Here is a 16,887-nt window from a genome sequence, read left to right on the forward strand (position 1 = left end):
GATCACCTCCTTTTCCACCACGCAATCGTTTAGCGCCCCAAGTTGATGCTCAACCCGAAGCCGGCCACCGGCTTGTTGCCAGAGCCAAAGGACAGGCCAGCAGAAATACTGGTGCGCTCAGACACCCGAGCACCCCAGCCCACGGCCATTGCAGCACTGCCCCCCGAGAATCCCACGCCCACGTTCAGGTTCACCTGGCCAACGGCCGTGCCCCCGTTCTGCGCCGCAGCGGTGGCCATCTGGCTCATCGCTCCCAGTTGGGCGCTCAAACCGTTGATCCGGCGATCCTGGTGCCGCAAACGGCGGTCCGTATCGACCCAGCGGTCATTCCACACCTGCTGCATTTCGTAGATCTGCGAACCGTTCACAGCATCCGTCGAATCGCGCTCGATGCGCCCCGGAGCCACGTTGGTCACGCGCTGGTTGCCCGCGTTGACGCCTGCGGTGGTCACTGACGCCCCGTTGGCCACGGTGAAGCCCGAACTGCTCATGGTGACCGATCCAGCGCTCACCGAACCGCTCTGGGAGAGCTGAACGTTGTCCGCCACGCCCACGGTCTGGGTGCCATCGGCGTTGTCGGTCACGGTGGTGTTGGTGCCCGCCGTGACGGTCGAGCCGCCCGTGCCGTTGCCGGCGGTTCCATCCACCCCATCGTTGCCGGCAGGCCCTTGTTCCCCTGGCTCCCCTTTCAGGCTTGCCAGCCAAACTTGTTCATTGCCTTGGAAGCCGTTGGCCAACGCCACCTCGTAAGCGCTCAACCCATCTGCGCCACGCGGGCCTGGCGTGCCCGAGCCACCGCCTGGATTCTGCTCTTGGACAGTCAAGCGACCATCAAGATCATCCATAGCGGCCTCGACAGTGTTGTAGGTGGCTCCACTACGGAACTGAAAGATGGGCGCGACAAAGTTGCCGTTGACGAACGTGGCACCGCCGCCCAGCGCTTGGGCCGCCTGACGGACCTGTCCGAGGTTTGCGACGTCGGTGTCCGAGGTGCCGGCGCGGACGTTGGTGATTCGGCGGGTGCTCTGGCCTCCGTCCTCAGAAGTGGATCCCACGCTGACTTCGTCGCTGGCCCAGCATCGGCTATGGGAGCCCAGGGCGACGCAATCTTGCGCTCGTGCTTCTGCCCCGGCGCCCAGTGCGACAGACTGGCGCGCGTCGGCGACCGTGGAGGAGCCAATGGCGACTGCATGATCCGCGTTGGCTTCTGCCAAGGTGCCCTGAGCCAACGACGAGTTGCCTCGCGACCGGCTGAAGTAGCCCAGCGACAACGAGAGGTCCCCGCTGGCTTGTGACTGGACACCAGCCGCCAAGGAATGGACGCCGGTAGCCGCGGATTGCGCTCCTAGGGCCATGGCCGCTTCGCCCCCGGCGTAGCTCAGCGTGCCTACCGCAACGGCGTTCACCGCCGTGGCATTCGCGGCTTGGCCCATCGCAATGGAGTTCGCGCCGGACGCTTGGGCATTCGTGCCCGACGCCACTGCGTTGTCTGCAGAGGCGTTGGCTTGAACACCGGTGGCGACGGCCCCGTTCCCGGAGGCATTGGCATAGGCCCCCGTTGCAGTGGCATTCGGGGCTAAGGCTTGGGCGTATTCCCCGGTCGCCGTCGAGTTGGGGTCCGAAGCCGTGGCCCCGGTCCCCGTGGCGGTTTGAGCAAACGATGGTGAGGAAAACAACGCGCCCCCCATCAAAGCCGTCAAAATCGAAATGCGAAGCGAAGCCATGAAAACCCTCCGAGTATGGATTGATACTTCATCCATAGCAGGCGATTTCATTTCCGCAAGGCGATCATCCGATCTTTTTCAATGTGTTAGGAAAGGTCGCAAAACAAACCCGACGCGGGAGCGTCCAGTTCCAGGCCATCCGGTTTTCATTGCCCCACGCCAGACACTCCGTTTCCATGCCAGCAGGACACCAGGCCGGAGCCAGCGCCCGGGCCAGCACTTCAGAAGAGGGTGTCCCGGTCACTGGAGGAAACGCGCCCGGCTTGCGTCCCTGCCGGTAGGCCCACTTGGCCTGGCCGCACTCGGCTTTCAGTTCGACGTGGGGATAGTCTTTCGGGTTGGTCCACCGGCCGCCCCAGTTCAGCCCCACGATCTCCGCCAGCTCGCCAAAGCGTTGATAGCCGGCCATTACATAGGCATCGTCCAGGTTCCAGCTCGGCTCGCCATTGACGAAAACGGCGGCATCCAATGCGAGGCCGAAGTTGTGGCAACTACTGTAGGCACCAACCGTCGTGACATTAGAAGCTGAAGCGAGTAGCGCAGCTTGCCGCTCTGGCGAACGGTAGCCCTCGACCGGGCGGACGTCGTAGCCCTCTGCTGCGAGTTGAGCTTGGACGGCTTCAACCTTTTCCCGCAGCGCTGGGGAAACCCCTTTCCACATCCTTTCACTTTTCGGATGGAAGAACCGGTAAATGGCGCCGTGCGGCTTAGGGGTTTGGTAGATCCAAGGGGTGCTGGGCTTGGGTTTGGGTTGAACGGTCGAACACCCGGCCAAGGCCAGGCAAGCCAGGATGGCGGTGATGGTAAATCGGGACTGCATGCTTTCCTCCCAGAAAGATCGTTGGATGCATTCAGGGATAGTGGATTGTATGGAAAGCGCAAGGCGAAAAAAATAAAAAGCCCCCGAGTCATCCGGGGGTGGGGGCTTAATGAGGCATGGGGAGGTAAGAAAGCATGCCTCATTAGTTAATAGCACGCATCAAATAAAAGTCAATCCAGGTGACTACGCCGCAATCACCACGATCTCTCCTGTCGTCGCCGCTTCGTTCACAGCGTCGACATCGAAGTGTTCGAGGGCGAGAAGGTCGGCCTGGTAGGTAAGGGCAGGGATGGCTTGCTGCCCCTGTTGGATGAAAGAAGTCACCTTGCTCAGCTGATCTTCGGTGATGCTGAAAGCGAACTGGCGATCCGAGGTCAAGGCCTGCACGCGGCTCCCGTTGAGTTCCTCCAGATCCTGCGCAAGGTTCCGAAGGGTTTCTTGCCCGCGCTCGCGGGCTCCCACCTTGGTCTGGATATGGGAGAGGAACAGGCCAAGGTTCACTAGGCGGTCTTGGAGAACCTGGATATCAATCAAGCGAGCTTCGTTGTTGCTTGCTGCCTTAACTGCGTGGCGCTGCAACACCAGCTTGGTGAACTGGTATTGCTCGTGGAAATCTTGGATCTTGTGCTTGAGGAGCTCCGTGTCGCCTTCCTCAAAGTGCTGTTGGCAAGCCAGGACCAGGCCGCGGAACCTCGCCTCATCCATCAGCAAGCTACGCTCGTGGGCCTCGCTCACCAGCTGAAGTGTCTGGGCTATGCCAGCGGACTGGGACTCGATTTGGCCGCTGATCTTGTTGAGCTTTCTACAAACAATGACGAAGCCTGCGGTTGTGACCGCTAGGTTCAAGCCAGCCATGGCGAGGTTTGCCATCTGCAGGGCCTGAAGTGAGCCCATGCTCTGTTGGAGGACATCAATGCCGCCCTGAAGATTGCCCATACTTTGTTGCATGGCGGCCTGCAGTTGGGAAATGCTCTGCTGGGCCTGCTGCGGGTCGCTTGGGAATACAAGGTGCGCGGCGATCTGGCCCCCCTTTCCAGTTCCCGCGGCGTATCGCACCACGCCGCCAAAAACGTTCAGCTCCCCAGAAGCGACACGCGCAAGGATGTCTTGGAGCTTGGGCAGATCACGCGCCAGCTCTGCATTGATCAGAGACATGCTTTCAGCCTCTCACAATAGTGTTGGAAATCGGCGTCGATCCGCTTGCGACGAATCTTGGCGATCTGGAGAACAGCCGGGATTGTGATGCGGAATGCTGGGCCTGTGGCTTCATAGAGTGAGTATCCCGCGGCCCCAACAGCGACAGGCCCCGCGACAAACGATGCTGCACGAGCGCCCAAAGCGGATGCAAAGCCTGCGACCCCACCAGCGGAGGCCAAGCCTGTTGCCGTCCCTGCGTTTTGAACTAGTTGTTGCACCACCTTGTCGATGACCGAGTTCGGCGTGGTCTCGCCAGCGCCCTCTGCAGTTGCATCGTCGGGCGAGTATTTCCCGATGGCTCCCGCAAGGGCCAACTCTTCGAGGGCATAGACGTCGGCGCCCTCTGGGATCTTGCTACCCAGCTTTTTAGCAACGTCTTTAGCTAGCTCCGGGTATTCGACCCCGGAGGACCTGTAGGTGTTCATCAGGGTGTTGCCGCCGAAGTCGCAGATCTCCTTTTCCAGGACATCAGCAATCGACTGAAGGGCCCCTTCGGCCTTTCGCTTAACGATGAGCGCCTTGATGCCAGAATCGAGCGCGAGCCGCCCCTTGCCGTTGTCGGTGATCAAGTCAGCAAGGACATCCAGATCTTCACTGCCGGCTTGAGAAAGAAGCTCGGCCAATGGCCGGTTTCGTGGAACGCTGAAATCCATGTTTTCCCCTGTATGGGCTGCTTAGCCCGTCTGTCTCTTGGCGTTAGGGCTCGATCTACAATCGGCCCTTCGAATCGGATTCTAACCAAAGCCGCCGTAGTCTCGGTCATTGGAGTCGCATTGAAAGAGATCGGCAGTTCGGTCACTGGAAAAAGCGCGTGCAGCGCTTCTCGGCCATGAAGAGCGAGGGGCGGGCGATGATGGAAGTCGAGATGGGCTGCTCAGGGGCCGAACGGCGGCGGCGCCGTTGTCAGAATCTCGGTCAGCCCACGCGGCTGCTCAGTGTGGAAATGGTTCGTTCCCTAACGCGTCCAGCGATTGCCGCTTGGGAGTCCTTGCGAGGTCGGGACTTGACCCTAAGGAAGAGGCGATGAGCCGCGCCGCGGTTCAAGAGTCGTGTAGCGACAGTGTAGCAATGCCAGCCCTCAGTGGGCGCGGTCCCGGAAAATATCTTTCAGAAACATACGGATGCAAAGCATGCGCCCGTGATGCTTCATTAGGGGGGTATGTTCTTGTGTGCCTGTTGGTTTCGCCCTAACTGCTTTTTTATCAGTGGTTTGTGAGGTATCTGGCACTTGCATTACGAGCTCAAAAGGGAGGTAGAATCGGTTTTGTGGCGACTTCGATGGCCCATACATGGACCACAATCGAAGGGCGAGGCGCCGGGCATGGTCATCATGGACCATTGTTTAGCCACGCGAAGAGACGCGGACCATGGCAAAAGTCGCCTTGAAGAAGTATCGCCTGACTCAGGCTCAACTGCGCTCCCTGACGATCGCAAAGTGGCCCGAGCTGGACCAGCAGGGGAACGTGGTGATCGTATCCAACCCTACGGGCAAGCCGTATCGGTTTGTCGACGGTACGCCCGGCGCGCCCGTAGGCTTTGGCTTTTATGTCGGTCCCATGGGGGCCTTCTATGAACTGCGTATCCAGCACAACGGCGTGCGCCGCCGGCTAGCTCTGGGGTCAGTCCAAGAGCTTACCTTGGCCCGCGCTCATGAGCTGGCTGGGGCGCAACGTCACCACATCCGGCATACGGGTGAGGATCCGCGAGAGCGTGTACGAACCGAAGTTGCCCGGCAGAAGGCGCGTGGCAAGACAGTGGGCGAGGCCTTGGAAGACTACATCGAGCACTTGGAAGACCGGCTGGCACGTGGCCGGGCCAAGGCGGGGGGCGTGGAAGGCGTCAAGGACGCGCTGGCCCGTTTACAACGGCCGGAAGTCAATCTGGCCGACAAGCCGATCGTCACACTGACCAATAAGGATCTTCTGGCGGCTTGGAACGGGCTGCGGCACACGTGCATGCTGCAATCCAATCGACTGTCGCCCGAGACCAAAGAGTTCCTGACCAAGCAAGGAGCATGGTGGAACTTGAGGCTGGAAGACTTGGTGCGTTTGGGGCTGACGGGGAAGACGCTGGCCCGTGCCCACGCGGCTGGCCTGTCAGCAACGGAGCAGACCATGGGCAACGCGTCGCGTGCCGTGGCCCGGGCGATCAAGGCTGAACGTATCGCGGCTTCCAATACAGGCCGCCAGCAGGCCCTGGTCCACAACCCCTTTGAGGCACTGGCTGACGACGAGCGCTACCGTTCCTCAAGGGAGCTGGCCAAACACTACGCGGACTCCAAGGTGCGAAACCCTTTGGGCACGGACGATAGCGCCACGGGTAGCCAGACGTTGCCGACGGTCTTGAAGGCGTTGGTGGGCAGACGGGACATGCAAAACGGCCACAACGCCGTGGGCGTCGACTATGTGTTGCTGACCCTGCTGTGGGGCACCCGCCGGAGCGAAGCCGCCAAGCTGCGGCGCTATGAAAGCTGTTCGCCCGATGAGTTGGACCTGCGACTTGCGTCCTGGGCGTGGCTGGCGCCTCGGCCCAACGCCAAGAACCCCACGACCGGGCTGCGAGGCTCGCAGGTGTTCCTCCACGACACCAAGAACGGCCAGTTCCAGTTGCTTCCAGTGGCCTACTTCGCCGAGCGCATTCTGCGGTGGCGGTTCGACGACAGCGTTATGAAGGAGCGCGCACTGACCAAGGCCTTGGCCCAGGCGCAGCGGGAGAAGGACGCCAAGAAGATCGCGCACATCCAATGGCAGCTCAAGAACCTGGCGCGATGGGTGTTCCCGGCACGTAACCCCAAGTCCAAAGATGGCCACCACACCGACAGTAAGGCCATCCTCCACAACGTACGCCTGGATGCTGGACTGCTCGACCCTGAGCGCGGCATCGATATCGGCCTGACCCCGCATGATCTGCGCCGGACGCTGGGGCGGTTCGCCGGCAAGTTGCTTCCTGGCCATGTGGTCAGCCAGTTGCTCAACCACCATACCGACCGGGACGACTCGGGGAAGATGGCCAAGGTCACCGAGCGGTACAGCGAGCAGGAGTGGCCGGCACTACAGGAAGCCATGGCCAAGGTAGAGGAGGCGATCATTTCCACCAGTCCCTGTGTCTGGAATATCCTCAAGGGCCCGGACAAGCAGATGCTCGACGAGCACCGCGATCCTCCATTGAAGTTGCCCTCCAGGCGAGCCCTTGGCCATCGAAGCAAAGCGCACACCGCAGGAATCCAGAGCCGCGCTAGCCAAGCGCCGGGCGGCGGCTGACGCTCGCGCCAAGGCTGCCATTGAGGCCCTGCGCGCGGCGGGTGACCTGCGTCGGCACCGAGCAGCCGCAAGGGCTACTGACTCGAGCTACCGGTCTGCGCTTCGGAACGCTGGCCGACCTGCTCGCGCCGCAGCCCTGGACGTTCGACGCGGACGGCGCAGTGCTGGGTCACCTGCTTACCGTGGATGAGGAGGTGTTCCTGGCAGCGATTGCCGACGGCCGGCTGGACGGTCTCCCCTTGGGCGAGGCGTTCGGTTTGCCGTGGGCCGACCTGAACGAGCGGGCGGCGTGGACGCGGGTGTATGCCGACGCTTTGCGCGCGATGGCCGATGAGGCCGAGGGGCAGTTGGAGGCGCAGCGCAGGCGGGAGGCGCTGCAACAGATAGCCAAGGGGAGAACGGGGGCGTGAAGACCCTGATCGCGGCCGCCATCCTGGCCAGTTTGGTGACAGCCTGCGGTGGGAGTGGCGCCGGTAGGTATGCCGACTATGACGACAGCCGGAACTACCACGAAGACGACACTGATGCGCGTACCGAGGCAGCAGAGGAAGCCCGGCAGGCGGTCTACAGCGAACGAGGTGCAGACAGCGACGGCGCCGGTGCGGACACAAGTAGCGTAGACGCCTACGACGTTGAGGACTCAGGGAACTACATCTGCACCCAGGATTGCTCAGGCCACGAGGCTGGCTTCGAGTGGGCACAGGAGAACGACATTACCGACGAGTCGGACTGTGGCGGAAACTCGATGTCCTTCATCGAGGGGTGCGAGGCTTTCGCACTGGAGCGCCAGGAGCGGGCCGACCTGATGGCCCAAGAAGAAGCAGAGGCTGCCGCCGAAGAGGCCTACGACAGCTACGAGAATGAGGGCTACGAAGAAGATTACGGAGATGATGACGGCAGACTGATCGACGGCCGATACTGATTGGCTGAAACTCAATGTGCAGAAGGGGACGGGAATGGCTGAGAAGCCGAATTGCGCTCACCGCAAGCCAAATTGCGACCAGCGCAACTAACTTGCGCCCTGGCTTTCGAGCCACCCCGCAGTCCGAAAAATACCTCGGCCCTATTGAGTAACTACACCGATCACCGTCAAGGGTAGTACCGCCACAACTTTCGGTTGAAATCCACAAGCTCCCCCTTGCTTTCGTGTTGCATCACCCGTAGGTTGCGGGACAGCCCGGCCCACCTTTCGTGATGCAAAACGACCCCTCAGCTACCAATCCCCTCACGGGCCGCCCATGTAAGGACCCCACCGCGGGCCCGATGAGCGTTGCCGAGCGCGGGCGCGCCTACCGGGAACGAAAGAAGCTGGCCGCGGCAAAGACCCTGAGCGCCCCCCAATCCATAGCCTCCGAGCTCATCCAGGAACGCACGGACGCCGAGCTTCAGGAGGCCCTGCGCCAGGCCCTGACCGAGGCCAAGCGCCACCCCCGCCGCAAAACCGTCCAGCAGCGACTCGCCCAGATCGTGGCCGAGTTCGCGCGGAGGTACCCCCTTGGGTAACCTTCGTCCGTGCATCCGCCTTCTGGCTGCCCTCCCGGTCTCACTCCTGGAGACGGCGCTGTGCTGGGATGCCCACGGGGACTCAGTACGCAATACGCACTCGCCCGTCCGCCGGCCCTCTGGCCGGTCCGGGCAGCACTTCGCCATTTCGATGACAACGCAGGCACCATGACCAAGAACGGCAAGACCACCAGCACCCCACCCGCAGAAGCCCCCAAGGCTTCCGACACCGTCCTGGCCAGCTTCATCTGGAAGAACGCCGAGGACCTGTGGGGCGACTTCAAGCACACGGACTTCGGCAAGATCATCCTGCCGTTCACCCTGCTGCGTCGTCTTGAATGCGTACTGGAGCCCACCCGCGAGAAGGTCCTCGAGGCCCACGCCAAGTTCAAGGACAAAGGGCTGGATACAGCGCTGATCCTGCGCCAGACCGCGGGTCTGCCCTTCTACAACACCTCGCAGTACTCGCTTGCCACCCTGGGCGCGACCAAGACCAAGTCCAACCTGGAAGCGTACGTCGCCGGCTTCTCGGACAACGCCCGCGTCATCTTCGATCAGTTCAACTTCACCGACACGATCGCCCGCCTGGTCCGCGCGGACATCCTGTTCAAGATCTGCCAGAACTTCGCCAACACCGACCTGCATCCGGATGTCGTGCCCGACCGGGTCATGTCCAACATCTACGAGCACCTGATCCGCCGGTTCGGTTCCGAGGTCAACGAAGCGGCAGAGGACTTCATGACGCCGCGCGACGTGGTCCACCTGGCCACGACGCTGTTGCTCGATCCGGATGACGCCCTGTTCCGTGACAACCCCGGTCTGATCCGCACGCTCTACGACCCCACCTGTGGCACCGGCGGCTTTCTCACCGACGCCATGAACCACGTCGATGGCTTCGCAGCGCAAGGCAAGGCCCCGCCCGTGCTGATCCCCTTTGGCCAGGAACTGGAACCCGAAACCCACGCGGTGGCCTTGGCCAACATGCTGCTGCGCCGCCTGGAAACCGAGCCCGCCCGAGACCTGTCGGCCAACATCGCTGGCCCCAAGTCAACACTCTCCCAGGACGCCTTCGCCGGCCAGCGCTTCCACTACTGCCTGTCCAACCCACCCTTCGGCAAGAAGTGGGAGAAAGACCAGGCCTTCGTCGAGCGCGAAGCCAAGGAAAAGGGCTTTGAGGGTCGCTTTGGAGCCGGCACGCCACGCGTCTCCGACGGCTCTATGCTCTTCATCCAGCATCTCGTTTCCAAGATGGAACGTCCAGAGAACGGCGGTGGCCGCGCGGCCATCATCCTGTCAGGCTCACCCCTATTCACCGGCAACGCCGGCCAGGGTGAGTCTGAGATCCGTCGCTGGCTGCTGGAAAACGACTTGATCGATGCCATCGTGGCCCTGCCCACGGACATCTTCTTCCGTACCGGTATCGGCACTTACATCTGGCTCCTGGATAACAACAAGCCCGAGGAGCGCAAGGGCAAGGTCCAGCTGATTGACGCCACGGGCATGCACAGCCCCATGCGCAAGTCCGAGGGCAACAAGCGGCGCTACATCAGCGAGGAGCAGGCCCAAGACATTGCCCGTCTCTATGCCAATTTCGCGCCCAGCGAGAACGTGCGGATCGTGGACTACCGCGACTTCGGCTACCGCCGGATCAAGGTCCAGCGCCCCCTGCGACTGGTGGCCAAGATCACCGAGGAGGGCCTGTCTGCTCTGGCCGCCAGCAAGGCCTTCGCCAAGCTGGCCGAAGCCGACCAGGAGAAGTGGCTGACTCTGCTGCGCAAGCACCTGGGCCAGACCCATCCTTACGAGTGGTTCACCACGCTGGCAACGGCCGCCAAGAAAGCGGGCCTCCCCAAGATCAGCAACCCGCTGGCCAACGCATTGGAAGGCGCTCTGGGAGTGCGCGATCCCGACGCACCCGAAGTCCTCGATGAGGAACGCAATCCGGTACCCGACAAGGAACTGGAAGATTTCGAGAGCGTTCCGCTCGACCAGAACATCGGCGACTACATGGACACCGAAGTCCTGCCCCATGTACCCGATGCCTGGGTGGACGCCAGCTACACCGATGACCGCGACGGCCAGATCGGCAAGGTTGGCTATGAGATCAACTTCAACCGCTACTTCTACAAGTACGTCCCGCCGCGTGACCTGCATGAGATCGATGCCGAGCTGAAAGCCGTGGAAGCGGAGATCGCCGTGCTGCTGGATGAGGTGGCTGAATGACGCCAGCACTGTCCACCCTGCCGATGAAGGACTCAGGCATGGAATGGGTCGGAACCATCCCATTGCATTGGGACGTCCGCCCGTTCTACTCGTTTGCGGCTGAGGTCGTTAGCCCCAACACAGGATTGAAAGAACGCAATCTGCTATCGCTGAGCTATGGCCAGTTGGTGCGCAAGGACATGGATCGTCTCGAGGGGCTTACGCCTGCAAGTTTCGAGGGATATAACATCATCGAGGCAAACGACATAGTCTTCCGGCTCACTGATCTGCAGAACGATCAACGCAGCCTCCGGTCGGCTCGCGCTTTGGAGCGCGGCATCATCACGTCCGCTTATGTCACTGTCAGACCGCAGACCTGCCCCCGCTTCTTCGAGTACCTAATGCGCTCATACGACACCTCCAAGGTGTTCTATGGGATCGGCGGCGGCATACGGCAGTCCATGAAGTTCGCCGATCTCAAGCGCCTCCCAGTCGTTGTGCCGCCCACCAGCGAAATGGAAGAAATCGCTTCCTACCTCGACCGCGCCACCACCCGTATCGACACCCTGATCGCGAAAAAGGCCCACTTCATCGAGCTGCTGCGCGAGAAGCGCCAAGCCCTGATAACACATGCCGTGACCAAGGGGCTCGATCCGAATGTGCCGATGAAGGACAGCGGGGTGGAGTGGCTGGGCGGCGTACCAGAGACCTGGTCAACCAAGCGCCTACGATTCGTTTGTGATGTAACAACAGGCAGTCGAGACACAGTCAACGCCACGGAAGATGGCGCTTATCCCTTCTATGTACGCTCCCAAGATGTAGCACGCATCGACACTTATGCAGCCGATTGCGAGGCAGTTCTAACGGCTGGAGATGGCGCTGGAGTCGGCAAGGTCTACCACTACGCAAATGGCAAATTCGACTTCCATCAGCGCGTCTACATGATGCACAACTTCAGACATGTGCGTGGGAAGTTCTTCTTTCACTACCTCAGCTCACTGTTCGCCGCCGTGGCATTGGATGGTGGTGCAAAATCAACAGTCGATTCGCTTCGAATGCCTGTTTTCAAGAACTTTCAGATCACCATTCCATCACTTGAAGAACAAGATCAGATCATCAGGTTTATCGAGGCCAAGTCATCCCGAATTGACAACCTGATCGTCAAGACTGATCGCTCCATCGAGTTGCTGCGCGAACACCGCACCGCCCTGATTACCGCTGCCGTCACCGGCAAGATCGACCTGAGCAGCTAACCAATTCCTCAACTCGGCCTCCTAACGACAATGACCTCACCCAATCGCAGTGGATCATCTAGCGGCAACAGCAAGCCCTCTTCCCCGGGTACCGGTGGTTCCGGCAACAAGGGAACTGGCCCCGGCGCTAGTACGCCTGCCGGTGGAGGGAACCGCAGCAGCAATACGAATAGCGGTGGTCCACGTAACCCCTCGGGCGGTCAGAAGTCCAAATGAAGCTCTCTGAGGCAAGGGAGAACTACTACTGCCACTCTGCGGCGGCAAGCGCCGCAGCCAGGCAACTGGCGTTCGCCGGTATTGCGGCAGTGTGGGTCTTCAACCAGCCTCAGGATCAGCCAGGAATAGCCCTCCCACAGATCCTGACCTGGGCAATGATCCTCCTCTGCCTTTCCCTGGCCTGTGATCTCCTCCAGTACGCGTCTTCGTCCGCAATCTGGGGCTACTTTCACCGTATCAAGGAGAAGGAGCTGGCTGCCAAGTCGATCACAGCTGACGCGAATGTCGCTGCCAGCCGATGGTTCAACTGGCCCGGTATCGTCTTCTACTGGTCGAAGCTGGCGCTGATCATCTCTGCCTATGCCTGTATTGCCGCCTTCCTCTTCAGCCATCTGAGCGCCACCGCCTAAGGACAGCCATGCATCCCGTCTTCACCGACACCGCCCACCGCGAGAAGTACTTCGAGCAGTACGTCGTCAAGCAATTGGAAGCACGCGGCTGGAAGGTGGGTGACACCTCTGGCTACGACCAGAACCACGCCCAGTACCCTGAGGATCTGGTCGAGTGGGTGAAGGCGACACAGCCCAAGAAATGGGAGAAGTTGGAGGCGGGCAATGGCGACAAGGCATCCGCCACCCTCATGGATCGCTTGAGCCAGGCCCTGGAACGCGAGGGCACGGTCAACGTGCTGCGCAAGGGGATCAAGGTGGCCGGCGCAGGTGAGATTGCGCTTAGCGAAGGCTTGCCCGAGGACGAGCGCGACCCTTCCGCCTGGGAGCGCTACAACGCCAACATCCTGCGCGTCGTGCCCCAGCTCAAGTATCGCCCAGGCAGCACGCTGGCCATCGACCTGGTGTTCTTCATCAACGGATTGGCCGTGGCCACCGTGGAGATCAAGACTGACTTCACACAGTCTGCGGAAGCCGCCGTCGAGCAATACAAGAACGATCGCTTGCCAAAGGACAAGACAACAGGGCGTGTGGAGCCCTTGCTGACCTTCCAGCGGGGTGCCGTCGTTCATTTCGCCATGTCTGACAGCGAAATCCAGATGTGCACGAAGCTGGACGGCAAGAACAGCTACTTCCTGCCCTTCAACCAGGGTAGAGACGGCAGCAATGGCGTCTGGACAGGCAACCCCATCCGAGAGGACGGCGAGTACCCGGTAGCGTACTTCTGGGAGCAGGTCTGCCAGCGCGACAACTGGCTGCGGATCTTCCACAGCTTCGTGTACACCGAGAGGAAGGACGTGGTCGACCTGGCCGGCAACCACTCCCGCAAGGAAACGCAGATCTTCCCGCGCTTCCACCAGTGGGACGCTGTCACCAAGATGATCGCAGACGCCAAGGCCAACGGCCCTGGCATGACCTACCTGTGCGAGCACTCGGCTGGCTCCGGCAAGACCAGCACCATTGCTTGGACGGCGCATGACCTGATCCGCCTGCGCACCGATGCAGGCGTGCCCTACTTTCACTCGGTAATCGTGGTCACTGATCGAACGGTGCTCGACAAGCAGCTCCAGGACGCCGTCCAGCAGATCGACCATCAGGATGACCTGATCGCCGCCATCGGTGACCGGGACACGGGCGAGAGCAAGTCCAAGGAACTGGCCAGGGCCATGGAGCGCGGCACGCCCATCATCGTGGTCACGCTCCAGACGTTCCCCTACGCGATGGAGCAGGTGCTGACCAACGGCAAGCTGAAAGACCGCAGCTTCGCCGTCATCATCGATGAGGCCCACACCAGCCAGACCGGCTCAGCTGCCTCCAAGCTGCAGGCCACCTTGGCACTGCGCGACGCCAAGGAAATGGAAGGCCTGACCGTCGAGGAGTTGTTGGAGAAGATCCAGTCCTCGCGCGTGCGCCCGAAGAACGTCTCCTACTTCGCCTTCACTGCCCCGCCCAAGCACGCCACCCTGACCCTGTTCGGCCGCCTTGCCGATCCGACCAAGCCGCCCAGCAAGGAAAACAAGCCGCAGTCCTTCCACAAGTACCCCATGCGCCAGGCCATCGACGAGGGATTCATCCTCGATGTCATGAAGGGCTACCTGCCCTACAAGACAGCCTTCAACCTGGCCGAACCCGTCAAGGACGGCAAGCGGGTCTCCCAGAAGGCGGCCAAGCGTGCCTTGGCCAAGTGGCTCAACCTGCACGCGACCAACGTCACCCAGAAGGTCGAGTTCATCGTCGAGCATTTTGCAGCCAACGTCGCCCCGCTTCTAGGCGGTACGGCCAAGGCCATGATCGTGACCTCCTCTCGTGCCTCTGCCGTGCGCTACAAGCGAGCTTTTGACGCCTACATCGAAGCGCGCCCCCAGCACAAGGCTTTCCAGGCCCTGGTGGCCTTCTCAGGCACACTGACTGGCAAAGAAGTTGTCCATAGCTCCGACGAGCAGCTGAAGGAAGATCCGTTCGCAGCAGCAGACGACGAGCAGTTCACCGAGAGCAGCATGAATCCCAAGCAGTACGGTTCAGATCTGCGCAGGGTGTTCGATCGTCCCGAATTTCAGGTCATGATCGTGGCCAACAAGTTCCAGACGGGCTTCGACCAGCCCAAGCTGTGCGCAATGTACCTGGACAAGAAGATCGCCAACCCTGTGGAGATCGTCCAGACGCTGTCCCGCCTCAACCGTACTGCGCCAGGCAAGGACACCACTTTCGTGGTGGACTTCGTCAACGAGCCGCAAGTCATCCTGGATGCGTTCGCCAAGTACGACAAGGGCGCTCGTATTGTAGATGTCCAAAACCCCAACGTGATCTACGACCTGCAAGCAGAACTGGACAAGGCCGGAATTTACAAGCAAGTCGAGGTAGCCGCCTACGCAGCCGTGCGCTTCAAGTCCGCTGCCGCCTTTGCTGCTGGCGAGCTGGCTCAGCATAAGGAGCTGTACGAGGCCACCGGTAAACCGACAGAACGCTTCAACGACCAGGTCCAGCAGCGGCGCGCCGCCATCCAGGCGGCTGAGACCGCCTACGAGGCAGCCAAGTCGCAAGGTAACGAAGCCGGCATGAAGCAAGCGGACGCCACCCGGACGGCCCACTCTGAAGCATTGCAGCAGTTGCTGGACTTCAAGTCCGGCCTGACCCGGTTCGGATCGCTTTATACCTACATCGCCCAGACCATCGATCTTGGCGATCCGGGACTTGAAGCGTTTGCCAGCTTCGCCCGCCTGTTGTCCAAGCGACTCAACGGCGTGCCGCCCGAGCAAGTTGACGTGTCGGCTCTGGTCCTGACGGGCTTCGACATCAAGCCCGAGGACATGCCCGGTGGCGAGGAGCCGCCCAAGGAAGATGCCGTCATCCTGAAACCCGTTGGCCCCGGTGGCGGTGGCCAGGCTGAACTCCCGGTCTATCTGCGACAGGTGATCGCGCGCCTGAACTCGATCTTCGGTGAGGCCACACCGCTGACCGACAAGGTAGCCCTGGTGAACCACTTGGCCGACATCGTGCGGGAGGATGCCAACACCGTGGCCCAGATCAAGAACAATCCGCGCGACGTGGCTATGAACGGCAACATCAAGGGCACTGTCCAGTCGGCACTGGTCCGGGCTCTGGGGTCACACACGGACCTGGTGACTCAAGTGTTGAAGAACGACAAGCAGGCGCTCGCCCCACTCGTTGGTTTGCTCTACGAGATGGTCAAGGACGGACAAAACATCGATCTCAACGCTTCGCGGTGAACTCATGCCAGGAATTTTAGTTTCTTACAGTCAACTGGCTCGCGACGAAGATCAAAACGAAGTATTGCTACCCTTGGGGAGTGAGGCCTTTGATGGCGTATCGGAAGCGCTCCTTCCTCGACATGAGCAAGACAGCAAGATTTACTTGGTCAAGAAGTTCGATGGAAAGGATTGCTACCAGTGGATCGTACATTCGGTAGAGCGAACTCCACCGACTGATACAGCGTGCGCATCTTTTGTGGTGATATTGGAAGAGCCACCGAGTACAGGCCCCGTCGAGTATCTATATCAGACCCTCAAAAAGGGAAAGGGTCGGACAATTCAGAGCGTTGTTCGGCCTGGAAAACTCGTGGAGGTGGACTACGGCCATGAACTAGCCGTCGGGCGAATTGATGGCGAGATCCGCTCCAACAAGAGGTACTGCGACACAATCCAGAGCGGGGAAATGCATAAGAGACGCCTTGCCATCGTGGTGAACGTGTCTCGCCGCTCCACGCTTCAAGTCGTTCCCATTACGTCTCAAGTTCCAGCAGCCAGCGACAAAACTGCCTTTGAAATATCGGCCGCCACGCTGAGTCAACTGAAGTTCTATGGGAACTCCGGCAAACAGAGCTTCGCGATCGCCAACATGATCGAAACTGTCTCGACCCGCCGCGTCCTTCCACCGGTGTCGTACTTCACAAGTCGAGGCATTGTACGGTCCGGTCGCGACCCCAACTACAGCGTTTCGCTGACGAGCGCCGAGACCAAGGCGCTACGAGAAGCATTACTTCATTCGATCGGTGTGCGTGACTACTCCGACATCCAGAATGCCCTGTCTCATGCCAAAGAACGAGTCCGGACTCTGGAGCCGTTGGCCGAACGAGTGAATGAGCTGCAACAGGAAATTGAACACTTGCGCCTGTGCAAGGAGGTTGCGGAGATGTGGGCGAAGGGCTCCGGTCTGGACCTCCAGAATGAGGTAGACCAGTTGAGAGCTCTGTATGCTGAACAGCCAGAATCCCCTGCCGCACAGAGGATTTGACCCCAGAACGGG

Annotated in this window: 13 protein-coding genes; 9 read left to right on the top strand and 4 right to left on the bottom strand. The window is 60.7% G+C overall.

Annotated features, from left to right (window positions below; translation table 11 throughout):
- Nucleotides 1-29: 29 nt before the first annotated feature.
- The 4 genes from ACM0PK_RS09860 to ACM0PK_RS09875 all read right to left on the bottom strand — a co-directional run bounded on the left by ACM0PK_RS09860 (nt 30) and on the right by ACM0PK_RS09875 (nt 4,394).
- Nucleotides 30-1,724 (bottom strand): YadA-like family protein, encoded by a 1,695-nt coding sequence (locus tag ACM0PK_RS09860; protein ID WP_162792545.1) that lies wholly within the window; start codon nt 1,722-1,724, stop codon nt 30-32.
- Between the two features lie 64 nt (nt 1,725-1,788).
- Entirely contained in the window at nt 1,789-2,544 is a 756-nt protein-coding gene (locus tag ACM0PK_RS09865) for a M15 family metallopeptidase (RefSeq protein WP_050483500.1), read from the bottom strand.
- Nucleotides 2,545-2,727: 183 nt separating this feature from the next.
- Nucleotides 2,728-3,699 (bottom strand): hypothetical protein, encoded by a 972-nt coding sequence (locus tag ACM0PK_RS09870; RefSeq protein ID WP_114618621.1) that lies wholly within the window; start codon nt 3,697-3,699, stop codon nt 2,728-2,730.
- The gene (locus ACM0PK_RS09875; RefSeq protein ID WP_145513009.1) at nt 3,690-4,394 is read right to left on the bottom strand and encodes a YaaW family protein; all 705 of its coding nucleotides are present in this window, start codon (nt 4,392-4,394) and stop codon (nt 3,690-3,692) included. Before ACM0PK_RS09875 ends, ACM0PK_RS09870 begins: the two co-directional genes overlap by 10 nt.
- A gap of 714 nt (nt 4,395-5,108) precedes the next feature.
- Here ACM0PK_RS09875 and ACM0PK_RS09880 point away from each other — a divergent pair.
- The 9 genes from ACM0PK_RS09880 to ACM0PK_RS09920 all read left to right on the top strand — a co-directional run bounded on the left by ACM0PK_RS09880 (nt 5,109) and on the right by ACM0PK_RS09920 (nt 16,875).
- The gene (locus tag ACM0PK_RS09880; RefSeq protein ID WP_069139110.1) at nt 5,109-7,001 is read left to right on the top strand and encodes an integrase arm-type DNA-binding domain-containing protein; all 1,893 of its coding nucleotides are present in this window, start codon (nt 5,109-5,111) and stop codon (nt 6,999-7,001) included.
- Between the two features lie 41 nt (nt 7,002-7,042).
- Nucleotides 7,043-7,411 (top strand): hypothetical protein, encoded by a 369-nt coding sequence (locus ACM0PK_RS09885; protein ID WP_414606804.1) that lies wholly within the window; start codon nt 7,043-7,045, stop codon nt 7,409-7,411.
- The gene (locus tag ACM0PK_RS09890; protein ID WP_414606803.1) at nt 7,408-7,923 is read left to right on the top strand and encodes a hypothetical protein; all 516 of its coding nucleotides are present in this window, start codon (nt 7,408-7,410) and stop codon (nt 7,921-7,923) included. The genes ACM0PK_RS09885 and ACM0PK_RS09890 overlap by 4 nt, the downstream gene beginning before the upstream one ends.
- Before the next feature lie 341 nt (nt 7,924-8,264).
- Complete coding sequence (locus ACM0PK_RS09895; RefSeq protein WP_069139113.1) at nt 8,265-8,504, top strand: hypothetical protein; 240 nt, start codon at nt 8,265-8,267, stop codon at nt 8,502-8,504.
- A gap of 168 nt (nt 8,505-8,672) precedes the next feature.
- On the top strand, nt 8,673-10,727 hold the full coding sequence (locus ACM0PK_RS09900; RefSeq protein ID WP_414606802.1) for a type I restriction-modification system subunit M: 2,055 nt from the start codon (nt 8,673-8,675) through the stop codon (nt 10,725-10,727).
- Nucleotides 10,724-11,959, top strand: a complete 1,236-nt coding sequence (locus ACM0PK_RS09905) for a restriction endonuclease subunit S (protein ID WP_222523747.1) — start codon at nt 10,724-10,726, stop codon at nt 11,957-11,959. Before ACM0PK_RS09900 ends, ACM0PK_RS09905 begins: the two co-directional genes overlap by 4 nt.
- A gap of 212 nt (nt 11,960-12,171) precedes the next feature.
- Entirely contained in the window at nt 12,172-12,585 is a 414-nt protein-coding gene (locus ACM0PK_RS09910; protein WP_069139114.1) for a hypothetical protein, read from the top strand.
- 8 nt (nt 12,586-12,593) lie between these two features.
- Nucleotides 12,594-15,851 (top strand): type I restriction endonuclease subunit R, encoded by a 3,258-nt coding sequence (locus ACM0PK_RS09915; protein WP_414606801.1) that lies wholly within the window; start codon nt 12,594-12,596, stop codon nt 15,849-15,851.
- A gap of 349 nt (nt 15,852-16,200) precedes the next feature.
- Nucleotides 16,201-16,875, top strand: coding sequence for a type II toxin-antitoxin system PemK/MazF family toxin (locus ACM0PK_RS09920; protein WP_069139116.1), 675 nt, complete (start codon nt 16,201-16,203; stop codon nt 16,873-16,875).
- Nucleotides 16,876-16,887 lie beyond the last annotated feature (12 nt).

The sequence above is a fragment of the Stenotrophomonas sp. FR010 genome (assembly GCF_047520755.2).
In the GTDB taxonomy this organism is placed as follows: domain Bacteria; phylum Pseudomonadota; class Gammaproteobacteria; order Xanthomonadales; family Xanthomonadaceae; genus Stenotrophomonas; species Stenotrophomonas sepilia.

What these genes read in the sequence shown, in the direction of transcription:
- ACM0PK_RS09860 (WP_162792545.1), bottom strand. Translation starts at nt 1,724, where the DNA reads ATGGCTTCGCTTCGCATTTCGATTTTGACGGCTTTGATGGGGGGCGCG.
- ACM0PK_RS09865 (WP_050483500.1), bottom strand. Translation starts at nt 2,544, where the DNA reads ATGCAGTCCCGATTTACCATCACCGCCATCCTGGCTTGCCTGGCCTTG.
- ACM0PK_RS09870 (WP_114618621.1), bottom strand. Translation starts at nt 3,699, where the DNA reads ATGTCTCTGATCAATGCAGAGCTGGCGCGTGATCTGCCCAAGCTCCAA.
- ACM0PK_RS09875 (WP_145513009.1), bottom strand. Translation starts at nt 4,394, where the DNA reads ATGGATTTCAGCGTTCCACGAAACCGGCCATTGGCCGAGCTTCTTTCT.
- ACM0PK_RS09880 (WP_069139110.1), top strand. Translation starts at nt 5,109, where the DNA reads ATGGCAAAAGTCGCCTTGAAGAAGTATCGCCTGACTCAGGCTCAACTG.
- ACM0PK_RS09895 (WP_069139113.1), top strand. Translation starts at nt 8,265, where the DNA reads ATGAGCGTTGCCGAGCGCGGGCGCGCCTACCGGGAACGAAAGAAGCTG.
- ACM0PK_RS09900 (WP_414606802.1), top strand. Translation starts at nt 8,673, where the DNA reads ATGACCAAGAACGGCAAGACCACCAGCACCCCACCCGCAGAAGCCCCC.
- ACM0PK_RS09905 (WP_222523747.1), top strand. Translation starts at nt 10,724, where the DNA reads ATGACGCCAGCACTGTCCACCCTGCCGATGAAGGACTCAGGCATGGAA.
- ACM0PK_RS09910 (WP_069139114.1), top strand. Translation starts at nt 12,172, where the DNA reads ATGAAGCTCTCTGAGGCAAGGGAGAACTACTACTGCCACTCTGCGGCG.
- ACM0PK_RS09915 (WP_414606801.1), top strand. Translation starts at nt 12,594, where the DNA reads ATGCATCCCGTCTTCACCGACACCGCCCACCGCGAGAAGTACTTCGAG.